Consider the following 13,111-nt stretch of genomic DNA (forward strand, 5'->3'; position numbering starts at 1 on the left):
GCCTATCTGGGTAACGAAATATCGAAGAGGCGGGCAGGCGACTTTACCAAATCAAAAGCTTGTTTGTAATATGCAGGCAGTTTCCCGTTAACAGATGGAGCTCAGATGAGCCAATCCCCCAAGATGGTCAAAGACTCGGTCAGCGGCGCTGACTACTTCCTGCGCGGCTTTTCCCTCATCCGCCAGCCCGGGATCCGCACCTTCGTGATGATCCCCCTGCTGGTCAACGTGGTGCTGTTCGCCGGTGCCTTCTACGCGCTCCTGCTGCAACTGGACGGTCTGTTTGCCTGGCTGCATCAGCAGATCCCGTCCTGGCTCAGCTGGCTCGACTACCTGCTCTGGCCCATCGCCCTCATCACCATACTGGTGGTCTTCTCCTTCATCTTCAGCTCGGTGACCAACTGGATCGCCGCCCCCTTCAACGGCCTGCTGGCGGAGAAGGTGGAGCAGATCCTCACCGGCGAGACCATGAGCGACACCGGCATGCTGGACGTGGTCAAGGATGTGCCGCGCACCTTCGGCCGCGAGTGGACCAAGCTGAAGTACTACCTGCCCAAGGCCATCGGCTGCCTCATCCTCTTCCTCATCCCCGTGGTGGGCCAGACGCTGGCCCCTGTGCTCTGGTTCCTGTTCAGCGCCTGGATGATGGCGATCCAGTACGTGGATTACCCGTTCGACAACCACAAGATCGACTTCACCACCATGCGCGATGCCCTCAAGCAGCGCCGCGGCAAATGCCTGAGCTTCGGTGCCCTGGTCACCCTCTTCTCCGCCATTCCTGTGGTGAACCTGTTCGTGATGCCGGTCGCCATCTGCGGCGCCACCGCCATGTGGGTGGATCAATACCGAGCCGAGCAATTGCGGCGCTAAAGCGGGCTGACATAACCAAAAACGGGGGCGAAAGCCCCCTTTTCATTACTTAATCTAATGCATGTTTGACTGTGCTTGCCCCGCCAACACTGGATTGCTAGGATGCGGTCCTTTCTCGTTCCCTGGTATTACTCATGTTACATGCACTCTTCTTGCTCGGCCTGGTGGCCGAAGGGATGACTGGCGCGCTGGCGGCGGGTCGGCGGCGGATGGATCTGTTTGGCGTGGTGATCATCGCCTCGGCGACCGCCATAGGTGGCGGCACCATCCGGGATGTGCTGCTGGGGCACTACCCCCTGCTCTGGGTGGAGCACCCCGAATATGTGCTACTGGTGGCGGGCGCCGCCATGGTCGGGGTCATCTCTGCCCCCCTGATGCGCTACCTCGGCAAGCTGTTCATGGCGCTGGATGCCCTGGGGCTAGTGGTCTTCTCCATCTTCGGGGCGGCCAGGGCGCTGGAGATGGGGCACGGGGCCGGCATCGCCTGCATCATGGCGGTGGTGACCGGGGTTTTCGGCGGCGTGCTGCGTGATCTCCTGTGCCAGCGCATCCCCCTGGTGTTTCGGCGCGAGCTCTATGCCGCCGTCTCCCTGGTCACGGCCGGGCTCTATTGCCTCGCGCTGGATCAGGGGCTGCCCAATGATTGGGCCGCCTTCGGCGCCCTGGGGATCGGCTTCGTGATGCGGCTGCTGGCGGTGCGTTTCAAGTGGGGACTGCCCACCTTCAATTACCAGTACGCCACCCACTGAGCACGCCAGTTTCTGGCTTGAATGGCTGGATAACGAGCAATAAAAAAGCGCCTTCTGGCGCTTTTTTATTGAGGGCTGGGCACGGGCTCGGGTCAGTTGATCCCTTCCGAACTGAAGAAGGTGGCCTTGTCGGCGATGAAACGCACCTGGATGTTCTTGCCATCCTTGCCCCAGATGCAACTGGTGGTGCCGAGCGCATCGTCGCAGCGCTCCGCCTTGCCGAGTATGGTGCTGGCCTCGGCATAGCTCATGCCCATCTTCAACTTGTCGTAGTTCTCCCGGTTCAGCTTGCTGCAACCGGTCAACAACAGGGCGATCATCCCCCCGATCAGGATCTGCTTCATCTGTTTCTCCTCTGGCTAGTGACCAGAGCCTAGCAGCTGGCCCCCCCTGATTGCCAGCACCGACCAGTTCCGAGCGAACCCGGCCACCTGGCCATCTCGGGATCGGAAGCCTCTTGCCCGGCCTGCCTCACCAGCTGCGAACCGGGCCGGTATCCAGATGCACGAAATTATCGGAAGGGTAGTAACCGACCCCGCCCACCTTGAGGTGCAGGGCCGCCTTGCGCAGGTGGGCCAGCTGTACTCCGGGGATGCGCACGTCCACCGCCTGGCCCAGGGTGTGGTAGCTGTGCTTGGCCACGCCCCGGCTCTTGCGGCGCTTCTGGTTGTTCGTCTGGGGGGAGCGGTAACCTGAGATGAGCTGGATCTCCCCCTTGCGCCCCAGCTTGTGCTGCAGCAGAAACAGTTGATCAAACAGCTTCTTGTCGATGTTGAACACTTCATTTCTGCGGTAATCGCGGAAGATATGGTTGAGCTCCGCCAGGCCATCCCTCAGATAGTGACCATTCTCCCAATAGCTTGCCTGCACCCGCTCGCCGGTATTGAGGTTGAAGAAGCTCAGCTCACGCCCCGAGGTGCTGCGGCTCGCCATGGCCGGAAACGACAGCAGGCTGGTGCCCATCAGGCAACCGGCTCCCAGCAGCAGACGGCGTCGGCTTATCTCTTGTTCCAGCATCCGTGGTCCGTCCATCGCATATTTAAGTGGATTTGATGAGTAATCTTGGTCTTGACGCCTGAAATTACTCAGCCCCCTCCCCCATGTCAAACCACTATCGGCCATGAAAAAGCCCGGCACCGGCCGGGCTTCTCACTCTGTGGCTGGGATCACAGCAGACGGCTCTGGAAACTGACTCGATCAAATCCGTAGATGTCGTTGCGCAGTTGCTGACGTCCCTCATCGTCGATCCAGCTGCTCCAGTAGACGGTAAACACCGGGATCGGGGTGGTCAGGGGCAGCCACTTGGTCTGGGTGTCCTTCAGGATGCTGGCGACCTTGTCCGGCTGATAGCGGGAGTCCGTCAGCAGCAACTCGGCCAGATCGTCCGCATGCTCCACCCGGATGCAGCCCGAGCTGAAGGCACGCGCCCCCTGCTCGAACAGGGACTTGCGCGGGGTCGAGTGGAGGTAGATGGCTTCGTTGTTCGGCAGATAGAACTTGTAGCGGCCGAGGGCGTTGTGATCCCCGGGTTTTTGCCGCAAGCGGTAGGGGAAACCGGAGGCCAGCGCATGGTGCCAGCCATCTTCGCTGAACTGCACCGGGTTGCCCTCGCCGTCTATCACCTCGAACTGCTCCCGATCCAGATAGGCGGGGTCACGCCCGAGTTTCGGCAATATGTCCTTGCTCAGGATGGAGCGCGGCACGTGCCAGGCGGGGTTGAGGACGATGGAGCGGATCTCGCTCGCGAGTATGGGGGTGGCCCGCTGCTCCTTGCCGACGATGACCCGGCTGGTGAACACCTCGTTGCCGGACTCCACCACGCTCAGGCGGTAATCCGGGATATTGACCAGCACGTAGCGATTGGCGAGATGATCCACCAGATCCCGACGCCAGAGATTGCGCAGCAGCAGGCTGGCACGAACCTGTGGTCCTGTATTGAGCCAGGAGCGGGTCTGACGGCCTATGATGCCATCCGCGGTCAGACCGTGGCGACGCTGGAACTGCTTGATGGCGGCCTCGGTCTCGCCATCGTAGATGACCTCATCATCGCTCGGGGCACCGTCTCCCAGCGCATTGAGGATGGCGCGGATCCGGCCAAGCTCGGTCGAGCTCTCCCCGGCCCGCAGGGTCGGCATGTCGAGGCTCGGCCACTGCCTGGCCATGGGCATGGCCAGCAGCTTGCGCACCTCTTCACGCACCGCCTCGTACTCGGCAACCTGGGGCCTGAGCTGTTTGACCTGCTCCAGCAGGTTGTCACCCCGGGGTGACTCTGTCAGGGGCTTGTTCAAGTCGAGCTTCTGGGTCTGCATCTGCTCACGGGCGACCAGGTCCATGGCGCGCCAGGCATGCTGGAAGCGAGCCAGCTTGGCGAAGGCCTCGTCATAGAGGGCGCCACGCTTGTCGCCCGGGGTCTTCTGCAACTGCTGCCAGAGCCGATAGAAATCCGGGTGCAGCTGGGCGAGCACCGCCTCCTGCAGCTGGCTCTCCAGCTCCTGGCGCGCCTGCTCGGCCTCGCTATCCTGATACCAGTCGTGCTGAACACTGGGGCTGGCCACCACCATCTGCTCCGTGTTGGCATAGGCCATCCCCGCCGGCCAGCAGCCGAGCCAGATAAGATTTGCCAATGCCAGCCAATGCTTCTTCCCCATGCTTACCTCAAATCGGTTCAATTTGGCCTGTCAGGCGCCGCGGTCAGGAGCCCATGATGCGTGAATGACGGTGACTTTGCCAGCGGGTGGCCACCCGGCGCTAGCGGGCCAGGGCGTAGCGGCGCCAGATACGGGCATGCTCTTTGCTCTGGCTGACGGCGTCCAGCGCCTGATTGAATCTCCCCACGAAGTCCTCCGACAGGGTCTGCTTGCTCAGCATGAAGTAGGTCGGCGTCTCATAGATCTGCATCCCGTGGGAGACTATGCCCTCGGCCAGCCCCTCTCTCTTCAGACCCCAGGGGGTGGCCAAACTATCCCCGAGAAAACCGTCTATCCGCCCGAGACGCAGCTTGCGATAGTTTTGTGCGTCATTGACTGCGCTCACCTGATGCGCATGATCCCGCAGCAAGGCGGTGATCTCGGCCCCGTAGTAGTACTCCTTGGTCACCCCGAGTTGATGCCCCTGTGCGAGCCAGCTCGCCAGGTCCGGCGCGTCACCGGTATCGCTGCCACGCACCCAGAGCTGGGTGCTGCCAGGGTTGTAGGCATGAGAGAACCAGGCATAGCCAGCCCTGTCGTCATAAAAATAGGCCTCCATGGCAATGTCCAGCCGGCCCTGCTCCACATCCTGCAACACCCGCTTCCAGGGGCGCTCCACATAGATCAGGCGACACCCCAGCCGGGCGGCGATGGCATTGAGGTACTCCACCGCAAACCCGCTCAACTGCCGCCTGTTCCCCTCTCGCTGGTAATAGTGGTAAGGCGGCCAGTCGTCGAAACCGACCCGCAGGGGAGACGGGCAGAGGGACTGCGCCCACTGGGAGGACACCGGCAGGCAGCAGAGCAGACAACAGAGGAGTGGCAGTCTCATGGGTCATCCTTGACATCGGGGCCCGCCATCTTAGATCTGCGGCGGCGAATTGGCGACAGTTCCTGCCACAGCGGTGAGCAATATCAGTCGTTTGACTGATCATCCCTGAGCAATCGCGGCGCCCGCCCGGTATGGACAGGGTCGACAAAATGAACCTCATGTGAGCCCCAAAGCCATTTGGCGAGCAGGGATATCGGGGTTAATATGTGAGCAAATATATTTTTGTGATCCACTATGCTTTTTTTGCAATTGGATTAGCATATGCGCGAAATCTGCCTACCCATCCGTCAGGCGTCGAGTGAGTAATATGACCTACAAAAAGTTCGGTTTTCTGGCCGCCATCATGGCACTGAGTGGTTTTTATCTCTACACCCTCTATCTGGCCGCTCACCCCAACGTGAGCCTGGCTTACAAGCTCTATTACCTGGAAGGCAAGACCCGCTTCTGGGAACACAACTCCAGCATGACCTACCAGCCGGGCAACGAACTCAACCTGACCAAGCCGAGCCGCTTCCTCTCCAGCGAAGGCTGGGCCAAGAAGCCGAGCGCCGAGGGCACCGAGCTCAGCGGTCAGGGCGGTCTCTACTTCGTCCTGCCCAAGCAGCAGGCCCAGCCGGAGCAGCTCACCATCCAGGCCAGGATCAACAGCCCGGAAGCCGGTGCCTTGCTGAAGGTCGCCCTGGGTCATGACTTCACCACCACGGTCAAGCTGGCCAAGGCGGGCATCAACGAGATCCGGCTCAACCTGCCGGGGGACTCCCTGACCGCCGACCCCAAGCGCCCCAACTTCCTGGCCCTGTCCGCCCCGACGCCACTCAACGTGCAGTCTGTGCGCCTGACAGTTGCACAGTGAAGATAAAAATCTAAAAATCAGCCTTTAAACGTGATTTTCTAATAAGGAAGTTCCCATGTCGCATGCCGATTTTCGACTCTCTCTGGTCGTGCCCGTTTATAACGAGGAAGAGAGCATAGACGCCTTCATCAGCGCGATAGATGACGAACTGGCCCCCCTCAAAGACCAGCTTGAAATTGTCTTCGTCAACGATGGCAGCCGCGATCGTACCCGCGAGGTGGTCGAGCAGGCCATCGCTCGCGACCCCCGTGTCACCCTGGTCAACCTGGCCCGCAACTTCGGCAAGGAGGCGGCCATGACCGCCGGCCTGCATGAGGCCAAGGGCGATGCCATCGTGCCCATGGACGTGGATCTGCAAGATCCCCCCGCCCTCATCCTGGAGTTCGTCAAGCTGTGGCAGACCGGCGGCTATGACACCGTCTACGGCATCCGGGTGGATCGCAGCGCCGACACCCCGATGAAGCGCCTGACCGCGGGAGGCTTCTACCGCTTCTTCAACGCGCTCTCCACCAGCACCAAGCTGCCGGAGAACGCCGGTGACTTCCGCCTGATCGACCGCAAGGTGGTGGAGGCCCTCAAGCTGCTGCCGGAGCGCAACCGCTTCATGAAGGGGTTGTTTGCCTGGGCCGGTTTCCGCGCCGTGGGCGTACCCTACGAGCGTCCCGCCCGTCACGCCGGCGAGACCAAGTTCAACTACTGGAAGCTGTGGAACTTTGCCCTCGACGGCCTGATGAGCTTCTCCAGCTGGCCGCTGCGGGTGTGGAGCTATGTCGGGGTCGGGGTCTCCTTCGTCGCCTTCCTCTATATCCTCAAGATCATCACCCAGGTGCTCTTCTTCGGCATCGACGTGCCGGGCTATGCGTCCCTGATGTCGGTGATGCTGTTCCTCGGTGGCATCCAGTTGTTGTCTCTTGGCATCATCGGCGAGTACATAGGCCGCATGTTCGTCGAGGTGAAGCAGCGCCCTGTCTACCTCATCGAAGGGGTCTACGGCCAGTACGCCAAGGACAAGCAGGCGGATGCGGGCAAGCCGCAGCCTGCCGACAAGCAGCAGGATGAGCAGGAGCCGACGCCCCAATGATCTCCCGCGAGGAATTCTGGCGTCTGGTTCGCTTCGGTTTCGTCGGCGGGGGGGCTACCCTCGTCGACCTTGGCACCTCGTTCGCGCTGTTTCACAACTGGCCGGATATCTCCGAGCACCTGGTGACCACCCTCGCCTTCGGGGTGGCCTTCTGGTTCTCCTTCTTCGGCCATCGCTACATCACCTTCCAGAAGCAGGGAGCAGCCAGCAAGTTCCTGCTGGTGGCGCTCTTCTCCCTGGCGGTGCGCAACCTTCTGCTCTCCGGCTTGTTGCTGGCGGGGCTCTCCGGCCTGCTGCCCGTGGTCATCGCCACCCTGGCCGTGACCATACTCACCTACCTTCTCTCTCGCGTCTGGGTATTTGCCTGATGAATGACATGACAACTTCCCCTCCCGCCGCCGCGGGGCCCTATCGCCCGTCCCTGGCCATCAGCGGCCGTGACTGGCTGATCATCATCGCCGCCTTCGCCCTGAGTCGCCTCGCCCTCTACGGCATGGGTTACTTCGGCGTCCAGCTCTACGGCACCCCCGGCATAGGCCCGCTGCAGGCCTATTGCCAGTTCGACTGCGTCTGGTTCCAGCGCATCATCGAAAACGGCTATGACCTCTATCCCCGCTGGCTCAGCAAGGGCAATGCGGCGAACTGGGCCTTCATGCCCCTCTACCCCATGCTCTCCGGCGGCCTCTCCAGCCTGCTCAACGTGGAGAGTCTGATCGGCCTGATGCTGGTGACCAACATCGCCTTCTTCTTCTCCCTGCCGGCCATGCTGCTGGTGCTGCGTCAGCTCAAGCTGGGTGAGGACAGCGCCCGTTTCGGGGTCTGGCTGCTGGCCTTCTCCCCCTTCTCCGCCTACTTCGTCTCCGGTTACGGCGAGTCCATGTTCATGCTCTTCATGCTGCTCATGTTCCTGTTTGCCTACCGTGAGCAGTGGCTGCTGGTCGGGTTCATCGGCATCTTCATCTCCGGCACCCGAAACCTCGGGGTCATGATGGTGTTCCCTGTGCTGATCCTGGCGCTGCAGGCCTATGGCTGGCGCGAATTCTTCCGTTTCACCGAACGGGCCTTCAAGGTGGTGTTCAGCATCTGGCTCATCCCGCTCGGTCTGTTCTCCTACATGGTCTATCTGTATCACCTCACCGGGGATGCGTTCGCCTTCAAGCACATCCAGGTGGCCTGGGGCCGTTACATGGACAGCCCGCTGGACTGGTGGCTGAGCGGGTTTGAGCTCGGCGGTCGCAAGGCCTACCTCTCCATCATGGTGATCTTCGGCTGGTGTCTGAACCTCTATCTGTTCAGCCAGAAGCGCTGGGCCGAGGCGACCCTGATGTTCATCTGCTGCACCATACCGCTGATGACGGGGCTCAACGCCATGCCGCGCTACATGTTCGGCCTCTACCCGACCCTGCTGGCCATCATACTGCTGACCCATCGCTGGCCCGCCCTGCGCCCGGCCGTGCTGTGCGTCAGCGGCATGGTAGCCTCCTTCATCGCGGTGGCCTTCGTCAACTTCAAGTTCTTCACCGTCTGACGATCCCCCCCCAAAAAATGCCGGTCCATGGACCGGCATTTTTTATGGCCGCCCTCTTTGGACAGGCATCACAGTTTCCCGAGTTTGAAAACGTAACCATTTGAACTCACCTCACAAATCGGGATTTTCCCGATCCTGCCCCTCCCTTCGGCCCCCTAGAATGAGTTCCTCAACGGAATCCGACCCGCTCACTTTGCTCAAGGAATGGCTTATGCGTCTCCTCCCCCGTCCCTCTCCCCTCTGGCTCGCCCTGCTGGCTGCCCCCCTGTTTGCCGGCCAGGCAGTGGCATCTCCTCGGGTGCAACTCTATGTGGATGGCAAGCCGGTAGCCGGTGAGCTGGCGCTGGACAAGGGAACCGTCAGCCTGATCCATACCTTGAGTAAGGGCAGCCACCAGATCCGCATCGGCGATGCCGCCAACAGCTGCGGCACCAGCTTCGGGCCGAGCGAAACCAAGCCGCTGCCGTTCGGCACGGCCCAGCCCATGGACAAATGCGCCAAGGAGAGCAGCTTCACCCTGCGAGTGATGCTGGCGGGGGACTATGAGTTCACCTTCAACCCGGATACCCCCAGCCTCAAGGTCCTGCGGGCCACCAAGAAGAGCGAGTTCAAGCGCCAGCCCCCGGAGGAGCCCTGTATCGCCTGGGACGGCGGCCCGGTCACCGTCTCGCTGAAAGAGGTCTGGCCGGACGGCACAAGGCTGCGGGACGCCTACTCAAAACAGGAGGCCCTGGTCAAGGAAGGTAAGCTGACGCTGACCCCCAGCCCCGAGAGCGGCGGTCTGCTGCTGCTCGAACCGGTCGCGGCAGCCAAGGTTGAACCCTTCGGCTGGGATCAGGCGAGCGTCTATTTCCTCTTGACCGACCGCTTCCACAACGGCGACCCGACCAACGATCACAGCTTCGGCCGCCAGAAGGATGGCCAGGACGAGGTCGCCACCTGGCACGGTGGCGACTTCAAGGGGCTGACCGAGAAGCTCGACTACATCAAGTCGCTGGGCATGAATGCCATCTGGATCACCCCCATGGTGGAGCAGGTGCACGGCTTCATTGGCGGCGGCGAGCAGGGCAACTTCCCCTTCTACGCCTATCACGGCTACTGGGCGCTGGACTTCACCAAGATCGATCCCAACTACGGCGATGAGGAGAGCCTCAAGACGCTAGTGGACGAGGCCCACAAGCGCGGCATGCGCATCATACTCGACGTGGTGATGAACCACGCCGGCTACGCCACCCTGGCGGACTTGCAGGATCTCGGCCTCGAGAGCCTGGCCCAGAATACGGGCAAACTCCCCGCCCACTGGAATGACTGGCGCCCGAGTGGCGGCCTCAACTGGCATGGCTACAACCAGTTTATCGACTATCAGTCGAGCGACTGGGGCAAGTGGTGGGGGCCGGACTGGGTGCGGGCCGGTCTGCCCGGCTACCCCCAACCCGGCACCGACGACGTGACTGGCTCGGTGGCTGGCCTGCCGGACTTCCTGACCGAGTCCAGCAAAGCGGTGGGGCTGCCCCCCCTGCTCGCGGCGAAGCAAGACACCCGGGCCAAACCGCTGCCCGATGCCAGCGTGAGCGACTACCTCATCGCCTGGCACACCGACTGGGTGCGCCGCTTTGGCATAGACGGCTTCCGGGCCGACACCGTCAAGCACCTGGAGCCCGCGGTCTGGGCCAGCCTCAAGCAGGAGGGAACGGCGGCCCTCAAGGAGTGGAAGGCGGCCAATCCCACCAAGGCCCTCGACGATTTGCCCTTCTACATGGTGGGCGAGGTGTGGGATCACGGGGTGGCCAAGGACTTCTGGTACCAGAACGGCTTCGATTCCCTCATCAACTTCGACTATCAGCGCGAGTTCGCCCTGCCCCAAGCCCAGTGCATGGCGGTTGCCGAACCCACCTATGCCAGCTACGCCAGCCGCATCAATCAGGATCCGGAGTTCAACGTGCTGAGTTATATCAGCTCCCACGACACCAAGCTGTTCTTCGGCGACTATCAGGACGTGCCACTGCAGCGGCGGGTGGCCAGCAGTTTCATGCTGTTGCCGGGCGGCATCCAGCTCTACTACGGGGATGAGTCAGGCCGCGGGCTGGCCAAGGACGGGGGCGTGTTCGATCAGGCCCTGCGCTCCGATATGAACTGGCAGGAGCTGGCGAGTGGCGACAAGGCTGAGCTGGTGAAACACTGGCAGCGCCTCGGCCAGTTCAGGGCCGCCCACCCGGCGGTGGCGGCGGGCAGCCACCAGAAGCTCTCCGATGCCCCCTACAGCTTCGTACGCGAGAAAGGGGCCGACAAGGTGGTGGTGGTGTTCGCCGGTCGGGCCAAATGACCGCCCCTTGACCTGATCAGTATGAGGGGAGCCATCGGCTCCCCTCTTTTATGCTGCGTTCATACTGGTTGGCGGGATTTTGCAGGCCACTGCAACCTTGCCCTGACCAGCGTCTCCTGCCACAGGGGCCAGGCCAGCAGGGCCTGCTGATAGGCACCGGCCTGACCGGGCAGCGCTATGCCGTAGCTCGCCAGCCGATAAGCCATCACCGCATAGAAGGCGTCGATGATCCCCGCCTCGCCGAAATAGAAGTCTCCTCTCGCCTGGGACCAGAGCGTCTGCAACCTGGCCAACTCGGTGAGGGTCTCCACCGGTGGCTCGCCCTGAGTCGGCGCCCCCAAAAAGAAGGGCAACAGGCTGCGGATCTGGCCAAAGCCCGAGTGCAGCTCGGCGCACAGGCTGCGTGCCAAAGCCCGCTCTGTCCTGTTCTCCGGGTAGAAGTGGCGCCCCGGGCAGAGCTCGTGCAGGTACTCGGCAATGGCGAGGGAGTCGTGAATGCGCAGCTCGCCGTCATCGAGCCAGGGTACCAGCCCGGTCGGCGAGACTCGCTTCAGCCGGGCCACCGCCTTGGCATCCTCCAGATCGAACACCTGTTCCTGCCACGCCAGTCCGCTCAGCGCGAGCACCAGGGACGCGCGCATCGACCAGGTGGAGCCCGTGCCTACCGTCAAAACCAGGGATCCCATTATTGCCTCCTGCTTGGGTTATGGATGAGCTCGTTTTGCCCCGTGGGCACGACATCTCATGGTCGTCTCACATTTGCACGCATGCGGGTTTGACCCCATATGGGCAGGGTGCTAGTTTGATTTTTCAAAACAAACAGTTAGCCATAATGTGAGCAATGGACAGCCAATTTACCATCGTCATCGCGGATGACCACCCCCTGTTTCGGGGCGCACTCTATCAAGCGGTGCACCTGGCCATCGACGATGCCCAACTGCTGGAAGCCGACTCCATCGACAGCCTGACCCACCTGCTGGGGGATCACCCCGAGGTGGACCTGCTGCTGCTCGATCTCAAGATGCCGGGAGCCAATGGCTTCGAGGGACTCGCCTACCTGCGCGGTCATTATCCGGATCTGCCCGTGGTCGTGGTCTCCGCCTCCGAGGATCCCGCCATCATCAACCAGGTGCTGCGCCTCGGCGCCCTGGGCTTCATCCCCAAGTCCGTGCCCATGAAGGAGCTGGTCAGCGCTCTCAATACGGTGATCGGTGGCGATAACTGGGTGCCGGAGGGGATCTCCCTGCAGCCCGAGTCCGTCGAGGGCTCCGATCTCGCCAGCAAGCTGGCGAGCCTCACTCCCCAGCAATACAAGGTGCTGATCATGCTGCGAGACGGCAGCCTCAACAAGCAGATCGCCTGGGAGCTCAACGTCTCCGAGGCCACCATCAAGGCCCATATCACCGCCATCTTCCGCAAGCTTGGGGTCAAAAACCGCACCCAGGCGGTGATTGCACTGCAGCAGATGGGCATCAAGGACGACTGAGCCGTATTTAAGGATTCATGCCTTAGGTTTCGACCACCATGGAGAGCATCGGCTCGACAAATAGTACGATCGTACTTTATGCTGCTGGCGGCATTGAGGAGAAACCATGAGCAAGGGCCGACTGACCCGTGAAACCATCTTGCAGACCGCCTTCGAGCAGGCCAGCCAGCAAGGACTGGAGAGCCTGACCATAGGGTCGCTTGCCTGCGCCTGCGAGATGTCCAAGAGCGGCCTGTTCGCCCACTTCCAGTCCAGGGACAACCTGCAGATCGCCGTGCTGACCTACTCCGCCGAGGTATTCAGGGAACGGGTGATCCAGCCGGTGCGCCAGCAGCAGCACCCGACTCAGCAGAGCAAGCTGGTCGCCCTGCTGCAGGCCTGGCTCGCCTGGAACCAGAGCTTCGCCGGACGCTGCATGTTCCTCGACGCCTGGACCTCGGCCCAGGAGGGGGAAGTACAGCAGGCGGCCCGCCAGCTGGTACGCTTCTGGCTCGATTACCTGGCCCGCCAGGTGGCGCAGGGTCAGGCCAGCGGCGAGTGGCGCAAGGAGCTCGATCCCTGGCGCGCCGTCTACCGGCTCTATGGCCTCTATCTCGGGGATCAGGTGTTCAATGCCCTGGATCTGTGTCAGGATCCCGCCAGCCACTTCTGGCCCGAGGTGGAAAATCTGCTGATGAGCTGGCGCTAGTTTTTAAAAACCCA

At 61.9% G+C, this 13,111-nt stretch carries 14 protein-coding genes; 9 read left to right on the forward strand and 5 right to left on the reverse strand.

What is annotated here, in order from left to right:
• Positions 1-105: 105 nt before the first annotated feature.
• Together cysZ and ACRCYW_RS11270 are read left to right on the forward strand one after the other, a co-directional pair.
• Positions 106-870, forward strand: a complete 765-nt coding sequence (gene cysZ / locus ACRCYW_RS11265) for a sulfate transporter CysZ (protein WP_349921404.1) — start codon at positions 106-108, stop codon at positions 868-870.
• 134 nt (positions 871-1,004) lie between these two features.
• On the forward strand, positions 1,005-1,619 hold the full coding sequence (locus ACRCYW_RS11270; protein ID WP_042639652.1) for a trimeric intracellular cation channel family protein: 615 nt from the start codon (positions 1,005-1,007) through the stop codon (positions 1,617-1,619).
• 92 nt (positions 1,620-1,711) lie between these two features.
• Here the strand turns inward: ACRCYW_RS11270 and ACRCYW_RS11275 are convergent, their stop codons facing one another.
• From ACRCYW_RS11275 to ACRCYW_RS11290, 4 genes are all read right to left on the reverse strand, one after another.
• The gene (locus ACRCYW_RS11275) at positions 1,712-1,963 is read right to left on the reverse strand and encodes a DUF3862 domain-containing protein (protein WP_438550186.1); all 252 of its coding nucleotides are present in this window, start codon (positions 1,961-1,963) and stop codon (positions 1,712-1,714) included.
• 127 nt (positions 1,964-2,090) lie between these two features.
• Complete coding sequence (locus ACRCYW_RS11280) at positions 2,091-2,636, reverse strand: DUF882 domain-containing protein (RefSeq protein WP_438550187.1); 546 nt, start codon at positions 2,634-2,636, stop codon at positions 2,091-2,093.
• 149 nt (positions 2,637-2,785) lie between these two features.
• On the reverse strand, positions 2,786-4,267 hold the full coding sequence (locus ACRCYW_RS11285) for a L,D-transpeptidase family protein (RefSeq protein WP_438550188.1): 1,482 nt from the start codon (positions 4,265-4,267) through the stop codon (positions 2,786-2,788).
• Positions 4,268-4,367: 100 nt separating this feature from the next.
• On the reverse strand, positions 4,368-5,138 hold the full coding sequence (locus tag ACRCYW_RS11290) for a substrate-binding periplasmic protein (protein WP_438550189.1): 771 nt from the start codon (positions 5,136-5,138) through the stop codon (positions 4,368-4,370).
• 307 nt (positions 5,139-5,445) lie between these two features.
• On the opposite strand from ACRCYW_RS11290, the gene ACRCYW_RS11295 reads away from it, so the two are divergent.
• The 5 genes from ACRCYW_RS11295 to ACRCYW_RS11315 all read left to right on the forward strand — a co-directional run bounded on the left by ACRCYW_RS11295 (position 5,446) and on the right by ACRCYW_RS11315 (position 10,923).
• Positions 5,446-5,991 carry a hypothetical protein gene (locus ACRCYW_RS11295; RefSeq protein ID WP_438550190.1) on the forward strand — a complete coding sequence of 182 codons (546 nt, stop codon included), beginning with the start codon at positions 5,446-5,448 and terminating at the stop codon, positions 5,989-5,991.
• Positions 5,992-6,046: 55 nt separating this feature from the next.
• Positions 6,047-7,072, forward strand: a complete 1,026-nt coding sequence (locus ACRCYW_RS11300; RefSeq protein ID WP_438550191.1) for a glycosyltransferase family 2 protein — start codon at positions 6,047-6,049, stop codon at positions 7,070-7,072.
• Positions 7,069-7,440, forward strand: a complete 372-nt coding sequence (locus ACRCYW_RS11305; RefSeq protein WP_438550192.1) for a GtrA family protein — start codon at positions 7,069-7,071, stop codon at positions 7,438-7,440. Before ACRCYW_RS11300 ends, ACRCYW_RS11305 begins: the two co-directional genes overlap by 4 nt.
• Positions 7,440-8,600 carry a hypothetical protein gene (locus ACRCYW_RS11310; protein WP_438550193.1) on the forward strand — a complete coding sequence of 387 codons (1,161 nt, stop codon included), beginning with the start codon at positions 7,440-7,442 and terminating at the stop codon, positions 8,598-8,600. The genes ACRCYW_RS11305 and ACRCYW_RS11310 overlap by 1 nt, the downstream gene beginning before the upstream one ends.
• 211 nt (positions 8,601-8,811) lie before the next feature.
• Positions 8,812-10,923, forward strand: a complete 2,112-nt coding sequence (locus ACRCYW_RS11315; RefSeq protein ID WP_438550194.1) for an alpha-amylase — start codon at positions 8,812-8,814, stop codon at positions 10,921-10,923.
• Between the two features lie 59 nt (positions 10,924-10,982).
• Here ACRCYW_RS11315 and ACRCYW_RS11320 read toward each other — a convergent pair whose 3' ends face one another.
• Positions 10,983-11,609, reverse strand: coding sequence for a glutathione S-transferase (locus ACRCYW_RS11320; RefSeq protein ID WP_438550195.1), 627 nt, complete (start codon positions 11,607-11,609; stop codon positions 10,983-10,985).
• 155 nt (positions 11,610-11,764) lie between these two features.
• Between ACRCYW_RS11320 and ACRCYW_RS11325 the strand changes: the two genes are divergently transcribed.
• Together ACRCYW_RS11325 and ACRCYW_RS11330 are read left to right on the forward strand one after the other, a co-directional pair.
• A complete protein-coding gene (locus tag ACRCYW_RS11325; RefSeq protein ID WP_438550196.1) occupies positions 11,765-12,409 on the forward strand; it encodes a response regulator in 645 nt (214 codons plus the stop codon).
• 106 nt (positions 12,410-12,515) lie between these two features.
• Positions 12,516-13,097: a TetR/AcrR family transcriptional regulator gene (locus ACRCYW_RS11330; protein ID WP_438550197.1), complete on the forward strand. Its 582-nt coding sequence runs from the start codon at positions 12,516-12,518 to the stop codon at positions 13,095-13,097.
• Positions 13,098-13,111: the final 14 nt, after the last annotated feature.

The organism is Aeromonas sp. (genome assembly GCF_051657805.1).
Lineage (GTDB): Bacteria > Pseudomonadota > Gammaproteobacteria > Enterobacterales > Aeromonadaceae > Aeromonas.

What these genes read in the sequence shown, in the direction of transcription:
- cysZ (WP_349921404.1), top strand. Translation starts at nt 106, where the DNA reads ATGAGCCAATCCCCCAAGATGGTCAAAGACTCGGTCAGCGGCGCTGAC.
- ACRCYW_RS11270 (WP_042639652.1), top strand. Translation starts at nt 1,005, where the DNA reads ATGTTACATGCACTCTTCTTGCTCGGCCTGGTGGCCGAAGGGATGACT.
- ACRCYW_RS11275 (WP_438550186.1), bottom strand. Translation starts at nt 1,963, where the DNA reads ATGAAGCAGATCCTGATCGGGGGGATGATCGCCCTGTTGTTGACCGGT.
- ACRCYW_RS11280 (WP_438550187.1), bottom strand. Translation starts at nt 2,636, where the DNA reads ATGCTGGAACAAGAGATAAGCCGACGCCGTCTGCTGCTGGGAGCCGGT.
- ACRCYW_RS11285 (WP_438550188.1), bottom strand. Translation starts at nt 4,267, where the DNA reads ATGGGGAAGAAGCATTGGCTGGCATTGGCAAATCTTATCTGGCTCGGC.
- ACRCYW_RS11290 (WP_438550189.1), bottom strand. Translation starts at nt 5,138, where the DNA reads ATGAGACTGCCACTCCTCTGTTGTCTGCTCTGCTGCCTGCCGGTGTCC.
- ACRCYW_RS11295 (WP_438550190.1), top strand. Translation starts at nt 5,446, where the DNA reads ATGACCTACAAAAAGTTCGGTTTTCTGGCCGCCATCATGGCACTGAGT.
- ACRCYW_RS11300 (WP_438550191.1), top strand. Translation starts at nt 6,047, where the DNA reads ATGTCGCATGCCGATTTTCGACTCTCTCTGGTCGTGCCCGTTTATAAC.
- ACRCYW_RS11305 (WP_438550192.1), top strand. Translation starts at nt 7,069, where the DNA reads ATGATCTCCCGCGAGGAATTCTGGCGTCTGGTTCGCTTCGGTTTCGTC.
- ACRCYW_RS11310 (WP_438550193.1), top strand. Translation starts at nt 7,440, where the DNA reads ATGAATGACATGACAACTTCCCCTCCCGCCGCCGCGGGGCCCTATCGC.
- ACRCYW_RS11315 (WP_438550194.1), top strand. Translation starts at nt 8,812, where the DNA reads ATGCGTCTCCTCCCCCGTCCCTCTCCCCTCTGGCTCGCCCTGCTGGCT.
- ACRCYW_RS11320 (WP_438550195.1), bottom strand. Translation starts at nt 11,609, where the DNA reads ATGGGATCCCTGGTTTTGACGGTAGGCACGGGCTCCACCTGGTCGATG.
- ACRCYW_RS11325 (WP_438550196.1), top strand. Translation starts at nt 11,765, where the DNA reads ATGGACAGCCAATTTACCATCGTCATCGCGGATGACCACCCCCTGTTT.
- ACRCYW_RS11330 (WP_438550197.1), top strand. Translation starts at nt 12,516, where the DNA reads ATGAGCAAGGGCCGACTGACCCGTGAAACCATCTTGCAGACCGCCTTC.